The sequence below is a fragment of the Nostoc sp. DedSLP03 genome (assembly GCF_034530815.1).
Classification (GTDB): domain Bacteria; phylum Cyanobacteriota; class Cyanobacteriia; order Cyanobacteriales; family Nostocaceae; genus Nostoc.
The window spans coordinates 45,390-69,637 of sequence record NZ_JAVRCK010000045.1; the positions used below are offsets into that span (position 1 = coordinate 45,390).

Genomic DNA, 24,248 nt, shown 5'->3' on the forward strand with positions numbered 1-24,248 from the left:
CTACGCGGTAGTTGAGCGCAGTCGAAACTCAGTACAAGTGACAAATGACCAATGACAAATGACCAATGACAAATCTAAAATTTCCCAATGTCTTTTAATATCTCAGCCTGGTCGATTAAAAAACCTGTTCCCACTATCGTTTTATTTTTAATTTTGACGGTTGTCGGTTGGTTCTCATTCATATCCTTGGGGATTGATATAAACCCCAATATTGATTTACCAACAGTTTCGATCGAAGTCACCCAACCAGGTGCAGGCCCAGCAGAACTAGAATCCCAAGTGACGAAAAAAATTGAAGATGCTGTGGCGGGGTTGGGCAATATCGATTACATGATTTCTACCGTTAGCGATGGGAATTCTCAGACGACAATCAATTTTGTTTTGGGTACAGATAGCGATCGCGCCACCAATGATGTTAGAAATGCGATCGCTCAAATTCGCCAAGATTTACCCCAAGACATTAACGATCCCATTGTGGAACGCTTAGAATTTTCCGGCGGCCCGGTGATTACCTACGCAGTTAAATCAGATCGGCGTTCTGTAGAAGAGTTAAGCAATCTCGTAGACCAAACTATTAGCCGTGCCTTGTTGGGAGTTCGTGGCGTAGCCCAAATTCAGCGTGTGGGTGGCGTTGACCGAGAAATTCGGATTAATCTGAATCCAGACCGCTTACAATCTCTAGCGATCACCGCCACTCAGGTAAACGACCAAATCCGCGCTTTGAATATTAACTTACCTGGGGGACGTGCCGAAGTTGGTGGTAGCGAACAAAGTATCCGTACTTTAGGAAGTGCCACCAGTGTGGATATTTTGAAAACCTACGAAATCGTTTTACCACAAGGTGGTTCCGTACCTTTATCTAGCCTGGGAACTGTAGAAGATAAATTTGCTGATGTGCGCCAAGCCGCCCGTTTGAATAATCAACCCGTGGTAGCTTTTCAAGTCTTACGTAGTACTGGCAGCGTTCTGGTGACAGTAGAAGAAGGAGTGAAAGCAGCAGTCAAACAACTGGAAAAAACCCTTCCCCCCGATGTCAAACTGGATTTAATTTTTACTAGAGCCGATATTGTCCGCCAATCTTACCAAAGCACTATTGATGAATTGATTCAAGCTTCGCTGCTGGCGGTCATCGTTATTTTAGTGTTTTTGCGAGACTGGCGAGCAACATTGATTACCGCTGTTGCCTTACCCTTGTCAATAATTCCCACCTTCGCAGTGCAGCAAGCCCTTGGTTACACCCTCAACAACATGACTTTGTTGGCATTAGCGCTGGCGGTGGGCAACTTGGTAGATGATGCCGTTGTGGAAATTGAAAATATGGAACGCCACATGGCTATGGGCAAGTCAGCTTGGGAAGCGGCTTTTGAGTCTTCCGACGAAGTAGGGTTAGCGGTAATCGCCAGTTCAGCGACGATTATTGCTGTGTTTCTGCCCGTTGCTTTTATGGGTGGGATTCCGGGGCAATTTTTTCAACCATTTGGCGTTACCGTTGCCGTTTCCACAATTTTCTCAACTCTGGTGGCGCGGATGGTGACGCCGATGATGGGGGCGTATCTTTTAAAAGAGGCAGGGGGCAGGGGGCAGGGAGCAGGGGGAGTAATAAAAATTTTTAATTTTAAATTTACACTTCCAGGTGGGAACTGGGGAAACAAAAAACTTAGAACTGAAAAGCGTCCTGGCTTTCAACCTTATAGATCGCTTTTACAGTGGGCGTTACGCCATAGATTGACAACAATGGCGATCGCTTTCGCTTTTTTTGTTGCGAGTCTGATGCTAGTTCCCTTGATTCCCAAGGGTTTTGTTGATGATGGCGATTTCGGCATTTCCAATGTATCTATAGAACTTCCTCCTGGTTCTACATTAGAAGACGTTAACAAGGTAGTCACACAAGCAACTGATATCATCCGCCAAAATCCTGTAGTTGAACGCGTACTAGCAACAGAAGAGATCAATTCTGCTAGTCTTGCGATTAATCTCAAACCCAGAGAGGAACGAAATATTTCCCAAAAACAGTTTGAAGAACAAGTGCGTCCTGACTTTGAACAAATACCTGGAGCTAGAATTAGTTTTCAAAGTCAGTCACCGGGTGACAGTCGCAAAGGTTTATCAATTGTCCTCAGAAGTGAAAATCCCGCAGCATTGAATCAAGCTGCTGATGCCTTAGAAAAGCAGATGCGATCGCTAGCTGGATTGGTAGAAGTGGCATCTACTGCAAGTTTGGTAAAACCAGAGATTTTGGTAATTCCGAACCCGCAACGGGCAGCAGATTTGGGGGTGACAGTGCAAGCGATCGCTCGGACTGCTTCCCTTGCCACCATCGGCGATAATGAGGCGAACTTAGCGAAATTTAATTTAAGCGATCGTCAAATCCCCATTCGCGTGCAAATCGATCCCGAAGCGCGGGCTGATATCAACACAATCACAAATCTCCAAGTCCCCAGTCAAAATGGCAGATTAGTTCCCCTCATAGCAGTGGCAGATATCCGCTTTGGTAGCGGCCCTGCTACCATCAACCGTTACGATCGCGCCCGTCAAGTAGCTGTAGAAGCGAATTTGCAAGGGCTTTCTTTAGGAGAGGCAGTCCAGACAATCAACAAACTACCTGCAATGCAAAACTTACCGCCAGGAGTAGTACAGCAACCATCAGGTAGTGCCAAAATTATGCAAGAAATTTTTGGTCGCTTTGGCGGTGCATTGGGGCTGGCATTAATGTGTATCTATGCAATTCTGGTGTTGCTGTATAACAACTTTCTCCATCCATTATCGATTATGGCAGCCTTACCCTTTTGTTTAGGCGGGGCATTGGTAGCGTTGATGGTTGCTCAAAAACCCCTGGGAATATATGCCTTGATTGGTATCGTCTTGCTGTTGGGGATTGTCACCAAAAACTCGATTCTGTTAGTTGACTATACCATCATCAACATGCAAGAAGGCAAAACCCAACGTCAGGCGCTCGTTGAATCAGGCGTATCACGTCTGCGTCCGATTTTAATGACTTCTTTCGCAACGATCGCCGGGATTCTGCCCTTAGCATTGGGAATCGGCGCGGGTTCTGAAGTTCGCCAACCAATGGGAATTGCCATTATGGGCGGTTTTACAACTTCCACTCTGTTGACACTGGTAGTAGTACCAGTGATATTTAGCTACATTGACAACTTCCAAACTTGGATTATGGATACAATGCGCTATGGCTTTGGTAAGAAACCATCGCGTCAATAATGCCCAATCAATTTTGGGTTTCTGGGTAAAGAGAGAAAGGAGTAATGAGAAAAGAAAAGTTTTTGCTCCCCTCTCCTGGTAGGCTACGGTGTACACACAAGTGTTTGTGCAGTGTATCTATCCCGCCTCGGAATAAATTCCGAGTCTCATAACGAAAGTCCTCTAAAAGAGGACTAAACTAAATTTCTTGTTTAGTCCTCTTTTAGAGGACTTTCGCTTATCAGCCCGGAACTTTAGTTCCGGGCGGGATATTTGCTCGGTGTGAGACTTTCACTTGAACAACTAATAGTAAAACACAATACAGATTAGGAGTAATATCTTTGATCAAAAATATCTTCATCTGTGCAATTGTCATCTGCGCAACTTGTATTTATCCGATTCAGACATTAGCAGGAGAACAACCTTCGGCGATTTTTCATGCATTTGACCAGCAGTACACTTATATTGAAAAGTTTGTCTGTGAAATAGGGAAGCAAGGATACTCTCACATTCAAATTTCTCCAGCCCAAAAATCTAATCCCGCTCCAGAATGGTGGGCCCGCTATCAACCTGTAGATTACAGCATTATCGAAGGTAGAGGTTCACTCTTAAATCTAAAAAAACTTATTAATCAAGCCCACAATTGCCAGGTCAAAGTGATTGCTGATATTGTTTTCAATCACATGGCTAATTTAGATGGCAATGATGATTTTGAAGATTTAACTAAATTTCCAGGTCTTTCTATAAATGACTTTAATTCGGATTCAAACCGTCCAGGGAAAAAATCTTGTAGCATTAATTATAGTGATGGCAATAGAGATTCAGAAATTAATTGTTGGTTAGGTGGACTTCCTGAATTAAGATTTACCAATAATGTTAAAAAAATTCAAAAAGCTCATTTAAAAAAATTGCTAGATTTAGGAATTGATGGATTTCGGTTTGATGCTGCCAAGCATATGCCAGCAGATGTTCTTAAAGAGTACATTAGCTATGTGGATCGACAAAGTAAAGGCAAAGCATGGAATTATCTTGAGGTAATCACAGATAGCGATACCAGTGCAGAAAATTATAACTGGATTGCTGTTGTCACAGATTATGTTCTCTACAATTCAATGAAAAATGCCTTCAGTTTTGGTGGAGATTTGCGTTCTCTGCGAGTTCCCACAGCCATAAACGATCCGCGTAGCGTTACTTTTGGCAGAAACCACGATACGATCCGCGAGATTAATTCTAATGCCATTAACCCCTATAGCCATCCTTCTGACTCTTTCCTCGCAACAGCATATATCTTGGCAAGAGAAAGTGGCACTCCTTTAATACTCAACTGGGATAATAAAGATGTTTCTTTTATCAAATATGGTGTCAAATTTCGCCAAATTATGCATCAACGAGGAACTCAGGGAAAAAATACCAAAGAAAATGTTTTAGCAGCAATTGATAGTCCGACTGTATTGCTAATAGAGCGGGGCAGTGAAGGATTTTTTGTTGTCAATAAAGGGGAGAATAAATTTAATATTCCAGCACTGGATTTGACCTTAACGAATTTAGATGGATGTTATCGAGAACTCCGTAATAATTTTACTGTTGCGATTGAACGTCGCCAAGGTGGGAAAAAATTTATAACTCGTTGGGGAAGCTGGAATAGAGGCGGTATGGAAGTTCAAAAACGCGATGCACTCTATTTTATTCGAGAACCTTTTAATCAATGTCAAGTGTAAATGTTCCCTGCCGCTCTTAGCTCGACTTTATCCATTTTTTCGCAACGGCGTCAACGCTATCATCTGGATTTTAGACTAAAAAGCACAAAAGTTTCAGTTTTCTGCTTCGATTATTGTTTTCTGAGAGTGATGAAAGAGCGATAAGAAGCAGCATGGCAAGATACAGGATTCTGCCATAAACCATGAGGCGTAGTGGGTGCATTCGCTGTGAGTTCCAACTCACCTTTGGCATTTATCACCCACCCTGTAGCTTCTACAATGGATTTTGGCGTAGCAGTAGTAGGTTTGATGGGAACAGGTGGATTTTTGCCATCTCTGGTGCTGGGATTGAGAGTTACCCAATCTACTTGCACTGTGTCAGGAGAGAGAATGTCCTTGGGATTGGGTGGTAAACCACCGCGTCCAGTGATGATAAATGAATTAGCTTGTTGCTTGCTTCTAGGGCTACAGATAGTGTCAAGTAGCTGGGAAGCATCTACTAGGTTTGTGGGTAGTTCTCCTCTAGTGAACTGTAGTTCTGGTGTTCCTTCCAAGGAAGAGCCTGTCTGTGAAAATGAAGTGATGTCATTTGTTGGCAGCCGACGTGGGTCTAATTGGCTTGGATCGTTAGTTCTTAGCAATCTCACTAATTCTTCTTGAGAACGCACTACCATACCAAAAACCCCAAAGGCTGTAATCGTAATTTTACCTCCCCTACCATTGAAGGCGTTAGTAATGATATCGCTATTTTCATTGGGAGTGGCGAAGATGAAGCCATCTGGCATATTAAGCGTAAAATTGCCGCCGTCTCCACCAGCCGGTTCATTGCCTGAGACAGTAGATATTTCACTGTTACGCTGCAACAGCAGTAAATCTTGTACTGATAAATTAATATTTCCTCCACGATCCGCTACTGAATTAGCTAGAAGTTTTCCTTTATCCAGCAGGATGGAACGAGCGTTTATATTGAGTCCGCCTGCTAGACCTAAATTGGGTACACCCCCTTGATAGTTAACATCCTTTCGAGCTTCACTGCTCACAGTTATTGCCGCCCCATCTTTGATAACCAATCGCCCTGTAATTAAGGTCAAGTTGCCGCCATTTCCAGGCCCTTGAGTCCCAGCAAATAAGCTACTGAGCCTAGAACCATTTACTGAAGTTCCGATTAATTCTACGGACTCGAAGGCGTTCACTGTCAAATCTCCTGCATTTCCTGTAGCTGGTATAAATTGGTTAAAAAAACGCCCAAGTATACCCTCAGAACTTGTTGATATTGTGGCCCCTCCCTCGATACGTAACTTTCCAGTATTAACTATTATGCTGCCAGCATTTTGAGCGCCATAAGTTGCACTAAATAATCCACTCGATATTAAATCACTACCATCTGGCAAAGGAGCAATGGGCATACCTGCAATTAGTTCTACGGAATCTGAGGCGTTGATGCTCAATTGCCCCGCTAATCCCGAACCAAGATTGAACATTACAACTTGCGCTCCATCTTTGACAATCAACTTTCTGGTAGTGATATTTATATCTCCAGAGTTTCCAGTGTCGAGAGTCCCAGTATCCAAGAGCGCATTTAGTCCAAGTTCTACAGACTCGGAAGCCTTCAGTGTTAAATTTCCTCCTGGTTGCGCTCCCAGAGTCAGAGCCAAAATTTGTGAACCGTCACTTACCAGTACTCGTTGTCCTTGTAGGTGGATATTACCGCCACCTTTGCCACTGGTATCTAAAGTAGATGGAATCTGACTTTGCTGGGTTAGTTGAATGTTCTGAAAATTTTGAACACCTTCATATCCTAATGCCCAACCTTGATTCATTGAATTCAGACTGACCAAACTATTGCCAGCAACGCTTCCTAACTCAATTCTTCCCCCACTTGCTGTTAAATTTCCGCCCTCTAGGGTTATATCACCACCTATCAGTGCTAAGGTTTTGCCTTGCTGCACCTGTAGACCAACACCTTGTCCGAAGGTATTAATTGCATTATTAGGACTTGCTTGGGATTGATTGCGGATGGACGCCGCATTTGTTCCAAATTGTAAACCTATAGGAACACTTTCTGTGAGTAGAGGTGTAGTTTGAGGTGATGTAGCACTAAACTTTGTACCATCAGCAAAGTTCAAACTACTCGCCGTACTCGCCACAAATGAACCGCCAATATTTAAAGAAGCATTGGGCCCAAAAACAATGCCGTTAGGATTAATCAGAAATACGTTGGCTGCACCGTTAGCTTTGAGAATGCCATCTATATTAGAAACAGAATTGCCTGTCACCCGACTGATGATGTTCTGAATATTGATTGCATTGTTAAAGTAAACTGTGCTACCAGTAATGACAGAAAACTCCCTAAAGCTGTGAAACAAGTTACCACCAGCTTGTGTACCCCCTGTGATATTGATGGTGTTACCATCTGATGTGATGATGGAATTATTAGGCAAAGTGCCATCGGTGGTGATTTGGGCAGAAGCACAATTTGCACCCAAAGCGATCGCACCTCCCATCCCAATCCCCAAACACCAACGAGTAGTCATCCCAAGCATTCTACCCCCTAAGCTTTGTAACAGCAGCTTTTATTACAAGCGTACAGATACACTACCTGCATGAGCTGGCAAACCTTCTGCTTCTGCTAAGGTGACAGCTGCTTTGCCTATTGTCTGTAATGAATCTTTGTCACATTCTAAAAAAGTAATTCGTTTGAGAAAGTCATAGACACTCAAACCAGAAGCAAAGCGGGCAGAACGGGCAGTTGGCAGTACATGGTTGGGGCCTCCTAAATAATCGCCAATCGCTTCTGGAGTATAACGTCCTAAAAACACGCTGCCGGCACACTTAATTTGATTAGCAAGGAGTTGCGGGTTGTCCACACACAATTCCACATGTTCTGGAGCTAGTTGATTGAGCAGTGGTATACTCTCGGCTAAATCGCTAACTAGAATTACGGCTGCATAATTTTGCCAACTTGCACTGGCAACTTCTTTGGTAGGTAAATCGGCGAGAATTTTCTCAACAGCCTTGATTACTTGTTGCGCGAAGATTTCGGAATCAGTAATTAAGATTGACTGGGCACTAGGATCGTGTTCTGCTTGCGATAGTAAATCCCAGGCAATCCAATCTGGGTTGTTCTGGCTGTCGGCTACCACTAAAATTTCAGAAGGCCCAGCGATGCTATCAATGCCAACAGTGCCAAAGACTTGACGCTTGGCTTCAGCAACATAAGCATTACCAGGGCCAACTATTTTATCTACTGGGGCAATGCTTTCTGTACCATAAGCTAATGCTGCGATCGCTTGCGCCCCACCAATGCCATATATTTCTGTAACACCGGCAACTTGAGCCGCAGCCAATACCACGGGATTAATCTCACCGCCAGGCATTGGTACTGTCATGACAATTCTTTCAACACCAGCAATTTTAGCTGGTAAGGCATTCATCAACAAAGAACTCGGATAGCTAGCCCGTCCCCCTGGTACATAAATTCCCACTTGCGACAGCGCTACCCAATTCAATCCCAGTTTTACCCCGACTGCATCGCTGTAGGCAATATCTTGTGGTAATTGTTTTTCATGGAAAGCCACAATCCTCTCAGCAGCAAATTCCAGTGCAGCCAAGACATCAGCAGGACATTGTGCTGCGTGTTCGGCAATAAAGGTTTCGCTTAAATGCAAAGACTGGAGATTGTTGCGATCGAAGCGGCTAGTATAGTCTTTGACTGCGGCATCACCACGCACTTTGACATCAGCTAGAATCTCACGTACTGTCCCACTAACATCAACTGTAACTTCCCGGCGATCGCTTACAAGAGTTTGGAATTTGACAGAAAAATCTTTGTCGGTAGTTTGAAGTAGCTGCATGGACAGTACCTTAAAAGCAGTGAGGTCAATAATCAGTTTAACTCCTGATTAACTTGCTAGATATGACTGTGGTTTATATGCATCACTCTTTTTCAGATGTAAGCTAAAAGCACAAAAGATATGAGTTGAATGGCACGCTTGTTAAGATACAGCCCTTGCCCCAAGTGGTTAAGAGCCTCTAGGCTCTTAACGAGGATACAATAAGTCTTTGGGCTTTACAAGCGTGCGAATTCGATTATGAGTTAACATCCTATGCAGCAGTTCACAAGAGGCAATTACCGGGATCTTTGGCGGCAGCTTGTTACTTTGGCTGCAATCTTTGGTGCTTTTGTTATCAATGTAGTATCGAACATTTTTCCGCTCAATGGACTTAGCATTGGGGAAATTTCCAATACTTTGTTTAAAAATGTCTTGATTATCCCTGCCAATTACGCCTTTGCTATCTGGGGGCTGATTTACCTTGGGTTGTTTGCTTTTGGGGTATACCAAGCTCTACCTAACCAGCTACATGAGCCTGATTTACGTAAGACAGATTATCTGTTGGCGATCGCCTGTATTGCTCAAAGTATTTGGGTATATCTGTTTCTGTCTCGGCTTTTTGCTCTTTCTGTAATTGCAATGCTCTTGATTCTGTTGCCGCTAATTGGTGTTTATGTGCAGTTAGAAATTGGCAAATCGCGTGTACCTTGGCTAAAAAAATGGTGTATTCACTTTCCGATTAGCATTTATCTAGGTTGGATTAGCGTGGCGACTATTGTCAATGTAGCGTGTGCCTTGGATTTTCACAGGTGGAACGGTTGGGGAATTTCTGCTGTCATCTGGACTCTCATCATGGTATTGATAGCAACAGCAGTTGCAGCAGTTATGGTCATCCAGTGTCGAGACATCGCTTATGCAGGAGTAATACTTTGGGCATTAGTGGCGATCGCACTCAAGCATTTTGATAGCTCAATGCTCAGAAATACCGTATTGGTTTTGGCCATTTTCCTATTTTTCATCGCTACGATTAACAGCTTACGCACCCAACAAGAACATATTTAAGTGTGATGACATAAACTGTTGTGCGTACAAGTTGCACAATTTAAATTGTGGGTAAGAACTTCAAACCCTCTCTCCTGCTTTCCTGCTCCCAGCAATAACTACGGTGTTAATGATAAGTCTTTTAGCGGACACGATTTTAAAGCCGTAATCGTCTAAAAAATTTAAAATTTATAGAAATGAAAAATATTATCTCGATTGGTTGGAATAACTGGTTAAAACCGCATAAAGAATCTGTTTTACTATTTGACTCAATTGCTGCCGCTAATGAGATTGCTCTAATGCTTAACGGTCAATGGGATGGCTGCAATGCTGTAATTGTGGCTTCTAGTGATGAGGTAGCTGTTAACACTGCTGCCAAACTATTACAAGCTACATGGTGTTATCAAGGCGCATCAAAAGCTGTTTTAAACAGAGTAACAACTGATGAAATTTTACGCCGTTATGCAATTGGAGAAAGAAATTTTGTTAATGCTAATTTGAGGTGTGCAATACTTGCGACCATGAAGCTGAGTGAAATTAACTTAAGTTATGCCTCATTGAGTTGGGCAAACTTAAGTCAAGCCAATCTAAGTAAAGCTGATTTAACAGCAGCAGACCTCAGTCAAGCGAATTTAACTGGAGCCGATTTAAGTAAAGCATACCTGATGAGGGCTAACCTAAGCGAGGCAAACCTGCAACAAGCTTTACTTCAGGGCGCTAACCTGAGTAGTGCTAACTTAAGTGAAGTCAACCTCACTGGTGCAGATTTAACAGGAGCTAATCTGTCACTAGCAGACCTAAGAGGGGCAAATTTTCACTTGTGCAATTTGAGTGGGGCTAACCTAACAAAAGCCAAGTTAATTGAAAGTGACTTGGCTTTTGCTCAACAATGAGCGCCTGACTCAAGTATTACCTTTAGCCAATTCCACCCCAAGTCCAGCTCAGGGCCGAGTTGTTCGTGACCCAGCTAAACGTTCTTTACCACTAATCACCGTAGTAGTCAAGCAAAATCAAATTCGTTTAGTCGATCGCAAACCTGCTGTAGATGCTCGTTAACCTACCATTAACAAATCAAATTTTACAATGCCACCACACTTTTTCAGCAAATTTATGAATTATAAAAGACTAACAAAAATTACTGCATGATTTAAATTTGTCGGGTAAGCTGACAACAGCAGTTTTATTCTCAACCCAATGACCACAAGTAGTCCCCAAATTTTAGCCCTGGACTTTGATGGAGTGATTTGCGACGGATTAATTGAATATTTTGAGGTAGCATGGCGTACCTACTGTGAAATTTGGTCTTCTGCTAACGACACACCGCCAGATGATTTGGCTTTAAGATTCTATCGATTAAGACCTGTTATTGAAACAGGTTGGGAAATGCCCATTTTAATTAAAGCCTTGATAGATGGAATTCCTGACGAAAAGATTCTTCATGAATGGGTGAGTATTGCCCCACAAATTTTGTTAAATGATCAGCTCCAAGCAAGAGAAATTGGTGCAAAACTAGATAATCAACGAGATGAATGGATTACCACGGATTTAAGTGGTTGGCTGAGTCTGCATAGATTTTATCCGGCTGTAGTCGAAAAAATCAAATTAACTATTGACAGCGGAGTTAAGCTGTACATTGTGACAACTAAAGAAGGGCGTTTTGTACAGCAGTTGTTACAACAAGAAGGAGTAAATTTTCCACCAGAATCAATCATTGGGAAAGAAGTTAAGCGTCCCAAATATGAAATTTTGCGAGAATTAATTCAGTCATCAGAAGACAAATCTGTTAGTCTCTGGTTTGTAGAAGATAGACTTAAGACATTACAATTAGTTCAACAGCAAGCAGACCTTGAAGATGTGAAACTTTTTCTTGCAGACTGGGGCTATAATACTCAAGTAGAACGAGAAGCTGCTCAAAACGATCCGCGAATTCAGTTGTTATCACTTTCTCAGTTTGCCAAAGATTTCTCAGCTTGGCTTTAATATATTAAATATCTAGTCAAAAAGAGACGTAGTAGTGCTACGTCTCTATAAAGATTTTGAATAATGCATATTTAATTTCTGACGTATCACTTCGCACTTATTTTTATGCTTGACCTAACAAAACTGGCGCGACAAATGCAGGGTTTAAGTCAGCATCTTACTTTAGAAGCTGCTGCTAGTCGTCAGCGTTTAGAACTGGCACAACAACATTTAAAAAATGCTTACGAGTGTCAACAAGATTTAATCGATCGCCAGGAAAAATGGCGCGATCGCATTCTCTTTGCTAATGCTACCCCAATTGAGGCGCTAGAAACCTGCATCGATATCCCAGTTCCCCCAAAAATTCATACTGTCATCGCTACCGATGGTTCCCAAATTGCCCCCAACCATCACGAAATTGCTTACTGTTATCTACTAAATATTGGCAGAGTCGTCTTGCACTACGGACAAAATCGCCATCCATTACTCGATAGTTTGCCAGAAGTATTTTATCGCCCAGAAGATTTATATATGTCTAGGCAATGGGGAATTAGAACCGAGGAATGGATGAGTTTTCGCCGCACTGCTTCCGAAACAACGGTGTTAGCAGAACTTGCGTGTGATGCAGCGCAAAAGGAAACACCAGCGCTAGCGATGGTAGATGGTTCGCTAATTTACTGGTTTTTAGAACAATTGCCGATGGATGCACGCGATCGCATTTTACCCCCCATCCTAGAAGCTTGGCAGCAGATGCGTGATGCTCAAATTCCTTTAATGGGCTATCTTAGCGCCTCTCGCAGCATCGAAACAATGAACTTTTTACGGTTATTAGCTTGTCCCCATCCAGTGCCAGACTGTAAAACTTATTGCCCAAATCAGTTAGAAAAAGTAGCTTGTAAAATTTTTGAACAGTTGCGAGATACTTCTGTTTGGTCAACCCGACTCAAACCAGGACAACGCAGTACTCTGTGGCGCAGCAATTCCCCTATTTTGGAACTTTATGGCGATCAAACAATTTACTTTTGCTACGTCCACGTTGGCACCGAAATCGCCCGAATCGAAGTTCCGGTATGGGTAGCCGAGAATGCAACCATGTTAGACCAAGCACTGGGACTGATGTTAGCACAAGTACAAAAAGGATATGGCTACCCTGTAGCGATCGCCGAAGCGCATAATCAAGCAGTAGTAAAAGGTGGCGATAAAGCGCGTTTCTTTGCTCTACTCGAACAACAAATGATTAAAGCTGGCCTAAAAAATGTGGGAACTTCCTACAAAGAAGCCAGAAAGCGCGGGAGTATTGCTTAAAATAATTTGTAATGACGCTACTGCAACGCTTTCGCGGCGCTAACGTAATTCATAATTCGTAATTGAACTCTTAACTACGAATTACGCTTTGCGGTACTAATATCTTAGCTACTTAAGGACAATTACAGATAAAAGTTTTGATGAATTCAGTTTATGTAACACTTCTTATTTTAAATTTAAAATCTAAATGTTTACTTTACAGCTTTTTAGGGAAACCTTTATTTAGTAGAGAATTAACTCAATAGCTAGCTAGTTTCCTCAGTATAAACTACTAGATACTTATTGGCTCTACATCAAGTTAATTACGTTTTTATTGGTAAGCTCAACAGTCTTAGTTAGAACTGGCATTACGTGAGTCTCTAGGTTGATAGATTACATCAAAATGGTAATTCAACTTCAATCAATAAACGTATTAACTTATTTAACCTTTTTCAAAAAAGATTCATACCTAAAAAGCTGATGAAACTAGTTCAATATGAGTTCAATAAATCTGAAGAAAAATATTCCCGCTTTTTCTCACTTTCTCTAGATTTATTGTGTATTGCTAACTTTGATGGTTATTTTAAGTATTTAAATCCGGTATGGACAAAAATATTAGGTTGGTCAATTCAGGAACTTATTGCTCAACCCTTTATCGAATTTGTTCATCCTGAAGACCGTGAATCTACTATTGCAGCAGCCCAAAATATTACACAATCTGTAGATGCAGTCAGCTTTGAAAACCGCTATCTTTGTCAGGATGGTTCTTACAAATGGCTGTCATGGAATGCAACTGCTTTCAGTGAAGAAAAATTGATGTATGCAGTAGCTCGTGACATTACTGCTAATAAACAGAATGAGATAGCGCTAAAAAATTCTATCCAAGAATTAGAAGCTTTTAAATTTGCCTTAAATGCCCATTCACTGGTAGCTATTACTGATAAAACTGGAAAAATAACTTATGTCAATGACTTATTTTGTGAAGTTTCTAAATATTCTTCAGAAGAACTTTTAGGGCAAGATCATCGGATTATCAATTCTGGACACCATACAAAAGAATTCTTTGTAAACTTATAGAAAAGTATCGCTCAAGGAAAAATATGGAAGGGAGAAATTCAAAATAAAGCCAAGGATGGAACTTTTTATTGGGTTGATACTTTGATCGCCCCAATGTTGGGACAAGACGGAAAGCCCTATCAATATGTATCGATTCGCACAGATATTACACAGCGTAAGCTTTCAGAGTTAGCTTTATTAGAGCGATCGCGTTTGTCAGTTTTGAGTGCAGAAGTCAGTTTAGCATTATCTCAAAGTGGCACACTTCCAGAAATTCTGCAAAATTGTACAAATACTATTTCCCAATACCTTGATATCGGCTTCGTTTGTATCTGGACATTTGAACGCCAGACAAACCAGCTACAATTGCAAGCTGGTGTTCATTGCACAGATATTACTTGTAGTACTTTGAGCGATACCCAAGATTTCCCAGAACATATTGCTTTAGTCAATAATATTATTGGCTTAATGATTCAAAACCATCAAGCTATTTTTAACCAAGAATTATCCGTTAATCATTCAGAAAAGCTTATAGAGTCTACATTATCAATTTCTCGATTTTCTGCTTATCCCTTAATAGTAGAGCAGCAATTAATCGGCATGATTGCTTTATTCAGCAAGCAATTATTTACCGAACCAACTCATAACTTATTAAATTGGATTGCTAATAATATTGCTGTAGCTATTGACCGAATCTGGGCAAGAGAAGAACTCCTCAGCCGTCGGGAAGCTTTGTTACTGCGTCTAGCTAGTCAAATTCGCAGTTCTCTTGACCTAGATATGATCCTAGAAACTGCTGTGAATGAAATTCGCAGCTTATTACAAATTGACCGTTGCTACTTTCTTTCTTATTTACCGCACCCATCCCAAGCAAGCCTAACTATTACCTATGAAGCACGAAACCCTAACTTGACAAGTATGTTAGGCAGTATTCCACTGCAAAAAAGCAATTTTTTAACTCAAAATATTCTCTCTCAAGAGCTAATCTGCATCGAAAATATTAATAGTAAATCACAACTTGATTATGATATTCAAGAACTTTTAACTGAGTTTGGCATCACATCTCAACTAATGCTACCAGTTAAAAGTAATTCTGGAGAAATTGGAGCAATTGTGTGCAGTCATTGTAGTGGCGATCGCATTTGGACTAACAGTGAAATTAACCTGTTACAAGCTGTTTGCGATCAATTAGCGATCGCTATCGATCATGCACAACTTTATACCCAAAGTCGTACTGCTACTTTAGAAGCTCAAACTCAAGCTGAAAAACTCACTGAAACATTGCATAAATTGCAACAAACTCAATCTCAACTGATCCAAAATGAAAAAATGTCTAGCTTAGGGCAATTAGTCGCTGGAGTTGCTCATGAAATCAACAATCCAGTTAATTTTATTCATGGTAACTTAACCTTTGCTAATGAATACTTTCAAGAGATGTTAACTCTTTTGCACCTTTATCAGCAACATTATCCCCATCCAGAAGTAGAAATTGAAAATTTCGCTAAAAAAATTGATTTAGAATTCCTTACTAGTGACCTTTATCAACTTCTATCATCGATGAATATGGGGACTAATCGTATTCGGGAAATTGTTTTAGGATTGCGAAATTTTTCTCGCCATGATGAAGCAGATAAAAAATTAGTTGATATTCATGAAGGAATTGAAAATACCTTATTAATTTTACATCACCGTTGGAAAAACAATGGAATTGGCTTGGATATATCTATAATGAGAGAATATAGCGATCTGCCTTTAATTGATTGTTATGCTGGTCAATTAAATCAAGTGTTTATGAATATTTTAACTAATGCGATCGATGCCTTAGAAGAGTCAATGATTAAGATAAAAACAAATTATAAACCGGAAATTGTAATTCGTACTGAAATTTTAGAGAGTAAATTTGTTGTCATCCGAATTGCTGATAACGGATTAGGAATGGGAGAAGATATTAAAAAACGGTTATTCGATCCATTTTTTACCACAAAACAGGTAGGTAAGGGAACAGGTCTTGGATTGTCAATTAGCTACCAAATTATAGTAGAAAAACATGGTGGAATTTTAAATTGTCTATCAGAACCAGGAAAAGGCACAGAATTCTGGATTCAAATTCCCATTTAAAACTTTTAAAGACTGGAAAAATCTTAAATTATGATTTGCGATCGCTCCAAAAGTTCATTAAAAAATAGTTACTTTTAAATAGTTCCAAATTATATTTTATTCTCCCCACAATTCTACTTGTTTTTTGAGTTCATTCATGTCCAAATAATCAGTAGCAAAAGCTTTTCGTAAAAGTAAATGAGGAATAAAACCATCATATTTTTGAATTTCCGGTGCTTCTGAGCTACTGACTAAATCTTCTGAAGTAATTCTTTGTTCGCATAATGAAGTAATTTCACGATAAAGATATTTAAATTTATCCTTGCCTAATTTAATTGTCAAACAATAAGGATTTATTCCGCCAATACTTGTAATTTCCAACGATTCCCGACAGTATGAGTTGAGTAATCTTTCTAAAGTGCGATAAGCAACCGTACCCATCCAAGGGAAAATACAGCATTTACCTTTTTCTAATTGCAAAAGATTCTGTTTATCTAATCCAACTTGCTGCGCCAATTGGCGAACTTGATGTAATCGTTGCAAAGCATTTTTTTGTAAGTAACTATACTCAATGTTCTCAAATAAAACTTGCTGCATTCGTTGCAAAACTTTGGTATGAATAGTCCCACCACCACCACGCCAATAAATACTAGATTTACCCTCAGCTTGTTTAACAAAAATAGCCTTTTTTTTGAAGTCAACTTCTACAACTTCCCAACTTCTGCCAGCTAAAGCAAATTGATTACCAACAGGAAGCGGTGTGACAATACTGCCAATTTCTGTTGTACCTTGCTTAACAATATATTCTTGCTGTTCAGCAAAGACAGCATAAAACTGAAATTTTCTTACTATCTTTTCTCCTGATAAACCCAAGATTAATTTACCTTGTTCAGTCTGCTGAATATGACCAATATCAATTAAATAACGTAGTAATAATTGAAAATCTTCTTTTAAAAGAGCAGTAAAGGGCGGTAGACTAAAAATTTGTTTAGCTAGAGCATTAACTGAAATTTGCCCTGCTGCTGTTAAAATACTCATGGTTTGGTGATAAAGCAAACTCAAAGGATATTTAATTGGCCTAATTGGTTCAATCCATTGTTCCTCTAAATAAAGTTGAATTATCGCAATACACTGTAAAAGTTGCCAGGGGATTTGTTCTGGTAGAGAAGCTTCTGCTAATGGCTTATCTTCAGCGCAGACAAAACGCATATCAGCAGCTTCTCCTCTTCTACCACTTCGTCCCAAGCGTTGTAAAAAGCTAGCTACAGACAAGGGTGATTCTAACTGAATCACTCGCTCTAAATGACCAATATCTATGCCTAATTCTAGAGTTAGAGTGGCGGCAGTAACGGCTGGATTGTTAGGTTCACGCATTGCATTTTCAGCAGCTTGCCGTAAGCTAGCAGATATACTCCCATGATGCACATGATATATATCTGGTAGTCCTTGTTTTGTAGCAATTTGTCGCAAAGATGCAATTACAGATTCGGTACGCGTGCGATTATTAGCAAATATCAAGCATTTGCGAGACTTGCTGAGGTTGAAAATATATTGTTCATCTGCTGTCGCTTCTGATTCATCTACTTCATTAGTAATATAAAAATGTTCTACAGCTAGTTTGATTTGACGTTTTATACCGTCAATTTTTGGGGTAATTACTGGTTTATCTGTTCCCGATCGCAGCCAATTTTCCGCGATTGAGTAATCACCAAGAGTTGCCGATAAACCAATACGACGCGGTTGTTTTTTCGTTAACTTTGCTAAACGTTGTAATTGACAAATAATTTGACAACCGCGTTCTGAACCCATAAAGGCGTGAATTTCATCAATGATGACAAACCTTAAATCACCAAATAATCGAAGTAAGTCGTTATTTTTATTAATTAATAAACTTTCCAGAGATTCTGGGGTAATTTGCAGAATGCCTTGAGGATTCTTTAAAAGCTTGTTTTTTCGAGTTTGCGAAACATCGCCATGCCAGTGCCAAACTGGAATATCTGCTTCTTTTAGTAAATCATTAAGACGCTCAAATTGATCGTTAATTAAAGCTTTGATTGGACTAATATATAATGCGCCGATGGTGACAGCAGGGTTGGTATGTAATAGAGTCAAAACTGGTAGAAAGGCTGCTTCTGTTTTACCCGCAGCAGTTGCAGCAGTAACTAGCAAGTGAGCATCAGTGTCAAATATAACTTGACAAGCAGCAATTTGAACTGGTCGTAATTCAGTCCACTGGTGATGATAAATATATTCTTGAATGAAGGGTGCAAGTCGATTAAAGGCATCGCTCATATTTTTTATGGATAAAAGTGTTAGTAAAACTACTCCTTGGTATTTCAGAACCCTCGAATCATGGATTAACGAGTTCCATGCTTGAAATTACCGATTGCTAAAAGCGATCGCTACTCTTAAATTTCTGCCGTCGAGATTTAACGAAAAGAGCATTGATGGCAGAAGTTCCACCTACTATGTGATATATGAAGATTGTTGCTTAATTATTTTATGTCTATTCAAGTCTACGGAATTCCCAATTGCAGCACTTGCAAAAAAGCTTTGACGTGGCTCCAACACAACAACATTGACCATGAATTTATCAACACCAAAGATACTCCGCCGACTCGTGAGATGATTCAAAACTGGGTAAAGTCTTTGGGTTTTGCTCCCATGCGAAACACCTCTGGTCAATCCTACCGCGCTTTAGGAGATGAAAAGAAGACTTGGGCTGATGAACAGTGGGTTGATGCATTCACTCACGATGCAATGCTGCTCAAACGTCCACTTTTCGTCAAAGATGGAACAGCTGTGTTGGTCGGCTTTAGAGATGAGGAAATAGTTCGAGAAAAATTAGATTTAGCTTCAGGAGTGTTTAGCAGATAGCTAAGATTTAGCCCGTGCTGAGTGCTGAGTTACCCTATATTTATATCATAACTGCCACGAAACAACGGGCAGGGGGTTAGGGGTGCGGTTCAGTATTTACCTAACTGAAAACGGGTATAGAGCGATCGCCTTTTTAGATTTGGTGCGATCGGAAGCCGATAGGGCCTTCACCAGAATATGTCGTAGTTCCAGTTAGGGTCTTCCCACCATCATTAGATGTGACGTTGAGCGCCACTACATTCTGTCCCACACGACTACCGATTATCCAAGTCCCACCAGGATTCCACGGCGCTGTATTACCACCCCACTGGTTTTCTACTGTGTAGTTGTTGCTGCCGACAATGTTACCTTTAAAGCCGATGGGGCCTTCACCAGAATATGTAATAGTCTCAGTCAGAGTTTTACCGCCATCGTTCGATGTAATATTGATCGCAACAACATTTTGATTTGCGCGAGAGCCAAGTACCCAAGTCCCGCCAGGATTCCACGGAGCAGATGAGCCTCCCCATTGGTTTTCCACATTATAGACACGACCATCAACAGCAGCACTCTTAAAACCGATGGGGCCTTCACCAGCATAAGTGATAGTTCCAGTCAGGGTTTTACCGCCGTCGCTCGATGTAATATCGATTGCAACAATATTTTGATTTCCACGAGCGCCAAGTACCCAAGTCCCGCCGGGATTCCACGGAGCAGATGAGCCTCCCCATTGGTTTTCTACGTTGTAGTTGTCGCTTCCAGTTAAGGTAGCCTTAAAACCGATGGGGCCTTCACCAGAATATGTCGTAGTTCCATTAAGTGTTTTGCCGTTGTCATTGGATGAAACTTTGAGTTCGACAATGCGCTGATCTGCTCTAGCTCCAATCACCCATACTCCACCAGGATTCCACGGAGCAGATGCACCACCCCACTGATTTTATACATTGTATAGATTATTAGCATTAGTAGTTGTTGTAGCTGTCATTGTTTTCCTCCAAAATTTTGATTGTTTAGTCAAAGTGAATCTGTAGCAATCCAATTTGATTTGGAAAAAATTACGCGCAATTAACAATACCTTCGCCAAATTACGAGGCTTGACATCGAACAAACCTAAGATTTGAAATGCTTATTTTTACCATGTAACAAAAAATTCCGTCAAGAAAATTCTGTTCTGTATGGTTTTACAGAAGTAGTTTTAACTGTCGTGTAAGTCTGAGTGCAGATTCTAGTTTCTGCCTTATATTCAAGCAAGCGCTTGTCTTAGGCTATTTTGGCAAAAGTATTGTTAAGCAGCAAATATTACTGTTTTGCGCTGTCGTAGTTATACTAATATAAGAGTATTTAAAATTGCAAGCGTAGTTAAGAAAATTTTTGATAAAAATGTTGTTTTGCTGTACTAATCGAGCCATGGCATAGTTAATAAATCCTTTAGTACAGTCCGGTGCATCAGTTTTATTTATAGTTGCAATCACTTTTTTCAAGAGTGCCCAGTTGGGAGTTACGTTAGCAGATAGCTAGGTTTAGCCCGTGCTGAGTGCAATTATTGCTTTTTTACTCAGCATTGTTTTGGTAAGTACTTGGTAAAATTTTGTCGATTTTTACTCCTATTGACTCAATGCAGATTAACATCCATCAGTCAAACTGAAGTAATAGGGCAAGTATATAAAGAGGCAAAAACCATGAATAAGCACAAGGAAACATTACGTGTCATCCTTGCTATATCCATCATTGTGGTTGGAGTAACACACTTTCTTGTTCCACAAGAATATGTCAAAATTGTACCGCCACAACTACCTTATCCTTTAGGATTAGTTTATCTCAGTGGCTTTTATGAAATTTTGGGTGGCATCGGGTTATTAGTTCCGCCTGTAAGTCAAGCTGCTGCTTGGGGACTTATTGCTCTTTTCATGGCTGTTTATCCAGCGAATATTTACATGGCGGCTAATCTGATTAAGATTGAACATATACCAAACTCACCTTGGGTACACGTAGTTAGACTTCCGTTGCAAGCCGTTTTAATTGCTTGGGCTTGGTGGTATACAAAATCTTCTGTTGGGGAAAAACAAGCTTCGATCGTTCCTCAGTCATTGATTCCCAAGGAACTAGAATGAGAATAAGTGCGTTTTTTTATATTTGAATCATGCGCCTTACAACTTTGTTTGGAATAACACTCTCGTTAGCAATAGGCATTGGAGAAGTGACGCTGCCAGTGGCTCAAGCTGTGCAACTTAGAGATGGCTTAGTCTATTTCGTCCAACCGCCAACACTTGTTAACGCGACAACTACTTTCAAAGAAGTAGATGTTTTGAGCGCAACTTACTACTTCACCATCAATGTGCCGGAAAATGCTGGAGAATCTCTCCAGAAGGTAACGATCGCCCAAAAAGAGGGGTCAGAATACATCCGCTACCGTCTTGATGATACCCGTGCATTTGTCGGCACACGCGATCGCAAAGAAACGCAACTGCATCTAGGTTCAGTCATCAACGAGAGTAAGATACGCACGGTTTCTGTAATCTTTGATCCGCCAGTAACTCCAGGACAGACAATTACCATCGCCCTCCGCCCTGTAAGTAATCCCAGCTTTTCTGGTGTTTACTTATTGGGTGTTACTGCATTCCCTGTGGGTGAAAAATCTCACGGTCAATTTCTTGGCTTTGCACGGTTTCAGTTTTACAGCGATAGAGGAAGTTGGTGGTTCCCATAGAGGGGATAGGGGATAGACTTCTTGCAAAAGTCGCTAGTTGCTAATTGTACCTGACCAAGCGATCGCAAGTGATTTACAACGCTAGGCATCCCTTCCATCAAAAAGGAACAGTGATTAGTATCCAATAGATACATAATTAAAATTCTAGAGGTATCCGACTGTCATGAACTAGTTGCAGGCATTCTTTAATATCTGAACCTTCCCAACTGCCCACAAATTCTAATAAATCTTCAGCAGTAGAACCTGTTAAGGTATGCTCTGTTGTAAGTGTTTGAGCAGGTTGGCTATCTAAAGATATGCTGTTTGTTTGATGTTTGGCTTGCAAAGATTGCACAAAGTCTAAAATTTCCTGCAATAAGGGTTCAGGTAATTTTTCTAGTTCTTGGTTAATTTGTTTTTTAATAGTCATTATTAGCCCTGTATTTACAAGGTTGAAAAACTAGGTATTGAATTTATATTTTATCTAATATTGACGTGAGTTCGATGAACCTCTCCCTCCCAGCCTCCCTCTCCGAAACGGAAAGGGAGGAGCAACGAAAAATTCAGCTTTTTGCTCCCCTCTCCGTGTCGGAGAGGGGTTGGGGGAGAGGTTAAATAAGACTTGTCGAATTCACGTTAATATTGATTGTGGTTTTTTGTATTTGCGAAGCGTGTGCTTTAGTGCCTCGCCTATTCAAACAGTGCCAGGTATCGAAAAGCTTTAGTTATATCTTGCTTCCAAATTTTTACAAATTTCAAAAAGCTTTATAGATTAAACTTTACAAGTATGGACGAGACAGAAGAAAGCTTCCTATTATAATTTTTATATCGACTATGGATGCTTCATTATCTTTTTGCAACATGGATGGAAGATGCCCAAGGGGGGCATTTAGGGAAAAATTATATTTATCTAAGGACAGCCAGATTCTATTATGTGCGTTGCGCCAACCAACGCGCTCACCCAAATGACACTGCGTTTTATAATCTAATTTGCCGCCGCACTCTAGCCAAATGCGTTTTTGTACACTAAACCCAAAATAATCATTGCTGTATTTTACCCATAATTGGTTAATAATGTGTAAGTCGGTGGCAGGAAAGTTTTTTATGAATTCATAATCAAGCCAGCGTTGCTTCTCTCCTTTGGCTACTTTCCAGATGACTGTGGTGGTTTCCTCATCTGCTGCTTTCCATTTTTTAGCTTTGAGTAAATTCTCTAGGTTGTGGTAATCTACCCCCACATCTGAAGCTAATATCAATTCTGTTTGATTAGCTTGCGAAGAGGGGACTAAATTCAACGAATTTTGCGAAGCTAATATCCTTTTTGTTAAATTACTTTCTGGTTGCGAAGAGGAAAGTAAATTTAACCATTCTTGCATTGTCTGGGGTCGATCTTTTGCCTCTAATGCCATTCCTTGGAGAATCGCCTGATTCACCACATCGCTAAGACTGGGGACAAGTTGCTTTGGTGGTACTAATTTCTCTTGTTCATACTTGCGGTCAAAGGAATTGGTGGGGCGTTGTCCAGTGATGGCATAGTACAATGATCCAGCTAAACAGTAGACATCAACTGTTGGGTGACGAATCCCTTTGCGTGTTAACTCATACGGTGCAAATACCCTGTTACCAAAAGACCTAGACAATGTACTCGGTGGGGACATATCGCCGGCAATACCAAAGTCAATTAATACTGCTTTGCCTGAGTTAGGAATCTCTGAATTAAAGTTGAGCATAATATTGGGAGGAGTGACATCGAGATGAAAAACTCCTTTTTTATGTACCTCTACCAAAGCTAAACCCATTTGGCGGATGTATCTTACAGCTTCAGTTTCGGGTAATTTCCCTTGGCGTTGCACGTATTCCCATAAACTCTCGCCTGCTATATATTGCATCTCTAAGCAGTAGCGACCATCTTCTTCAACAAAAAAGTCGAATACTTGCACAATATGGGGATGTGAGTCTGTACAACACATTGCTAGCATCTGTGCTTCTTTTTTGAAGCGTTCAACATATTTGGGATAATCTGGATCTCGTTGGATGCTGATGTTGGGGGTTTTGATGACGACTCGACGGTTTAGCTTAGTATGCATTGCTTGGTAGGTAACTGCAAAACCGCCACCACCCAACTGTTTTTCTATTTTGTATTTGCCGTTATGTATTAGCTGTCCGTTTTGCCAGAACATATACCCACATTTATTGATGGCTAATGTTGATTCTGACACGCTTTTTGTGAGTTATGGTAGTTGACGTTGGTGAATTAGAAGGATAGCTCACGCAGAGGCGCAGAGACGAAGATTGAGGTTTTCTGGCTATTGCTAAAATAACTTTTGGAGTCGCAAAAGCAACAAATGTGACATTAAAACTAACTTTTGGAGTCGCAAAAGCAACAAATCTGACTTCAAAACTAACTTTTGGAGTCGCAAAAGCAACAAATCTGACTTCAAAACTAACTTTTGGAGTCGCAAAAGCAACAAATGCGACTTTAAAACTAACGTGAGTTCGACAAATTAAAAAACAGCAGGAGGTAGTGCAGGTAAGTCTTTA

18 protein-coding genes and 1 pseudogene are annotated in these 24,248 nt (G+C 40.6%); 12 read left to right on the top strand and 7 right to left on the bottom strand.

The genetic code is table 11. The annotated features are described in order from the left end of the window. Window positions 1-87: 87 nt before the first annotated feature. Window positions 88-3,219 carry an efflux RND transporter permease subunit gene (locus RM368_RS21455; RefSeq protein WP_322695906.1) on the top strand — a complete coding sequence of 1,044 codons (3,132 nt, stop codon included), beginning with the start codon at window positions 88-90 and terminating at the stop codon, window positions 3,217-3,219. A 320-nt stretch (window positions 3,220-3,539) separates the two neighbouring features. Beyond that, the gene (locus RM368_RS21460; protein ID WP_322695907.1) at window positions 3,540-4,916 is read left to right on the top strand and encodes an alpha-amylase family glycosyl hydrolase; all 1,377 of its coding nucleotides are present in this window, start codon (window positions 3,540-3,542) and stop codon (window positions 4,914-4,916) included. Window positions 4,917-5,026: 110 nt separating this feature from the next. On the opposite strand, the gene RM368_RS21465 is transcribed toward RM368_RS21460, so the two are convergent. Further along, entirely contained in the window at window positions 5,027-7,429 is a 2,403-nt protein-coding gene (locus tag RM368_RS21465) for a filamentous hemagglutinin N-terminal domain-containing protein (RefSeq protein ID WP_322695908.1), read from the bottom strand. Between the two features lie 42 nt (window positions 7,430-7,471). Continuing rightward, the gene (gene hisD / locus RM368_RS21470) at window positions 7,472-8,749 is read right to left on the bottom strand and encodes a histidinol dehydrogenase (protein WP_322695909.1); all 1,278 of its coding nucleotides are present in this window, start codon (window positions 8,747-8,749) and stop codon (window positions 7,472-7,474) included. Window positions 8,750-9,001: 252 nt separating this feature from the next. Here hisD and RM368_RS21475 point away from each other — a divergent pair, with 252 nt between their 5' ends. The 7 genes from RM368_RS21475 to RM368_RS21505 all read left to right on the top strand — a co-directional run bounded on the left by RM368_RS21475 (window position 9,002) and on the right by RM368_RS21505 (window position 16,186). Then, window positions 9,002-9,790 carry a tryptophan-rich sensory protein gene (locus RM368_RS21475; protein WP_322695910.1) on the top strand — a complete coding sequence of 263 codons (789 nt, stop codon included), beginning with the start codon at window positions 9,002-9,004 and terminating at the stop codon, window positions 9,788-9,790. A 176-nt stretch (window positions 9,791-9,966) separates the two neighbouring features. Beyond that, window positions 9,967-10,662 carry a pentapeptide repeat-containing protein gene (locus RM368_RS21480; RefSeq protein ID WP_322695911.1) on the top strand — a complete coding sequence of 232 codons (696 nt, stop codon included), beginning with the start codon at window positions 9,967-9,969 and terminating at the stop codon, window positions 10,660-10,662. After that, the gene (locus RM368_RS21485; protein WP_322695912.1) at window positions 10,637-10,825 is read left to right on the top strand and encodes a hypothetical protein; all 189 of its coding nucleotides are present in this window, start codon (window positions 10,637-10,639) and stop codon (window positions 10,823-10,825) included. Before RM368_RS21480 ends, RM368_RS21485 begins: the two co-directional genes overlap by 26 nt. Before the next feature lie 138 nt (window positions 10,826-10,963). Continuing rightward, a complete protein-coding gene (locus RM368_RS21490; protein WP_322695913.1) occupies window positions 10,964-11,749 on the top strand; it encodes an HAD family hydrolase in 786 nt (261 codons plus the stop codon). 105 nt (window positions 11,750-11,854) lie between these two features. Beyond that, window positions 11,855-13,033 (top strand): DNA double-strand break repair nuclease NurA, encoded by a 1,179-nt coding sequence (locus RM368_RS21495; RefSeq protein ID WP_322695914.1) that lies wholly within the window; start codon window positions 11,855-11,857, stop codon window positions 13,031-13,033. A 459-nt stretch (window positions 13,034-13,492) separates the two neighbouring features. Next, window positions 13,493-14,089 (top strand): PAS domain S-box protein, encoded by a 597-nt coding sequence (locus RM368_RS21500; RefSeq protein WP_322695915.1) that lies wholly within the window; start codon window positions 13,493-13,495, stop codon window positions 14,087-14,089. A 93-nt stretch (window positions 14,090-14,182) separates the two neighbouring features. After that, a complete protein-coding gene (locus tag RM368_RS21505; RefSeq protein WP_322695916.1) occupies window positions 14,183-16,186 on the top strand; it encodes a GAF domain-containing protein in 2,004 nt (667 codons plus the stop codon). A gap of 96 nt (window positions 16,187-16,282) precedes the next feature. On the opposite strand, the gene RM368_RS21510 is transcribed toward RM368_RS21505, so the two are convergent. Further along, entirely contained in the window at window positions 16,283-18,457 is a 2,175-nt protein-coding gene (locus RM368_RS21510; protein WP_322695917.1) for a DEAD/DEAH box helicase, read from the bottom strand. 210 nt (window positions 18,458-18,667) lie between these two features. Here RM368_RS21510 and RM368_RS21515 point away from each other — a divergent pair, with 210 nt between their 5' ends. Further along, on the top strand, window positions 18,668-19,042 hold the full coding sequence (locus tag RM368_RS21515) for a Spx/MgsR family RNA polymerase-binding regulatory protein (RefSeq protein WP_322695918.1): 375 nt from the start codon (window positions 18,668-18,670) through the stop codon (window positions 19,040-19,042). A gap of 133 nt (window positions 19,043-19,175) precedes the next feature. Here the strand turns inward: RM368_RS21515 and RM368_RS21520 are convergent, their stop codons facing one another. Both RM368_RS21520 and RM368_RS21525 read right to left on the bottom strand, forming a co-directional pair. Continuing rightward, complete coding sequence (locus RM368_RS21520; RefSeq protein WP_322695923.1) at window positions 19,176-19,562, bottom strand: hypothetical protein; 387 nt, start codon at window positions 19,560-19,562, stop codon at window positions 19,176-19,178. A 36-nt stretch (window positions 19,563-19,598) separates the two neighbouring features. Further along, window positions 19,599-19,946 (bottom strand): annotated as a pseudogene (locus RM368_RS21525) (lectin ESA-2); the annotation flags it as partial. Window positions 19,947-20,700: 754 nt separating this feature from the next. On the opposite strand from RM368_RS21525, the gene RM368_RS21530 reads away from it, so the two are divergent. Continuing rightward, the gene (locus RM368_RS21530) at window positions 20,701-21,132 is read left to right on the top strand and encodes a DoxX family protein (protein ID WP_322695919.1); all 432 of its coding nucleotides are present in this window, start codon (window positions 20,701-20,703) and stop codon (window positions 21,130-21,132) included. A 29-nt stretch (window positions 21,133-21,161) separates the two neighbouring features. Next, window positions 21,162-21,728, top strand: a complete 567-nt coding sequence (locus RM368_RS21535) for a DUF2808 domain-containing protein (RefSeq protein WP_322695920.1) — start codon at window positions 21,162-21,164, stop codon at window positions 21,726-21,728. Window positions 21,729-21,864: 136 nt separating this feature from the next. Here RM368_RS21535 and RM368_RS21540 read toward each other — a convergent pair whose 3' ends face one another. Both RM368_RS21540 and RM368_RS21545 read right to left on the bottom strand, forming a co-directional pair. Beyond that, a complete protein-coding gene (locus RM368_RS21540; RefSeq protein WP_322695921.1) occupies window positions 21,865-22,137 on the bottom strand; it encodes a DUF2281 domain-containing protein in 273 nt (90 codons plus the stop codon). A 349-nt stretch (window positions 22,138-22,486) separates the two neighbouring features. Then, window positions 22,487-23,926 (bottom strand): serine/threonine-protein kinase, encoded by a 1,440-nt coding sequence (locus RM368_RS21545; RefSeq protein WP_322695922.1) that lies wholly within the window; start codon window positions 23,924-23,926, stop codon window positions 22,487-22,489. Window positions 23,927-24,248 lie beyond the last annotated feature (322 nt).

Coding starts and splice junctions, on each gene's coding strand:
- RM368_RS21480 (WP_322695911.1), top strand. CDS start 9,967: ATGAAAAATATTATCTCGATTGGTTGGAATAACTGGTTAAAACCGCAT.
- RM368_RS21500 (WP_322695915.1), top strand. CDS start 13,493: ATGAAACTAGTTCAATATGAGTTCAATAAATCTGAAGAAAAATATTCC.
- RM368_RS21475 (WP_322695910.1), top strand. CDS start 9,002: ATGCAGCAGTTCACAAGAGGCAATTACCGGGATCTTTGGCGGCAGCTT.
- RM368_RS21510 (WP_322695917.1), bottom strand. CDS start 18,457: ATGAGCGATGCCTTTAATCGACTTGCACCCTTCATTCAAGAATATATT.
- RM368_RS21490 (WP_322695913.1), top strand. CDS start 10,964: ATGACCACAAGTAGTCCCCAAATTTTAGCCCTGGACTTTGATGGAGTG.
- RM368_RS21455 (WP_322695906.1), top strand. CDS start 88: ATGTCTTTTAATATCTCAGCCTGGTCGATTAAAAAACCTGTTCCCACT.
- RM368_RS21515 (WP_322695918.1), top strand. CDS start 18,668: ATGTCTATTCAAGTCTACGGAATTCCCAATTGCAGCACTTGCAAAAAA.
- RM368_RS21465 (WP_322695908.1), bottom strand. CDS start 7,429: ATGACTACTCGTTGGTGTTTGGGGATTGGGATGGGAGGTGCGATCGCT.
- RM368_RS21530 (WP_322695919.1), top strand. CDS start 20,701: ATGAATAAGCACAAGGAAACATTACGTGTCATCCTTGCTATATCCATC.
- RM368_RS21535 (WP_322695920.1), top strand. CDS start 21,162: ATGCGCCTTACAACTTTGTTTGGAATAACACTCTCGTTAGCAATAGGC.
- hisD (WP_322695909.1), bottom strand. CDS start 8,749: ATGCAGCTACTTCAAACTACCGACAAAGATTTTTCTGTCAAATTCCAA.
- RM368_RS21495 (WP_322695914.1), top strand. CDS start 11,855: ATGCTTGACCTAACAAAACTGGCGCGACAAATGCAGGGTTTAAGTCAG.
- RM368_RS21540 (WP_322695921.1), bottom strand. CDS start 22,137: ATGACTATTAAAAAACAAATTAACCAAGAACTAGAAAAATTACCTGAA.
- RM368_RS21505 (WP_322695916.1), top strand. CDS start 14,183: ATGTTGGGACAAGACGGAAAGCCCTATCAATATGTATCGATTCGCACA.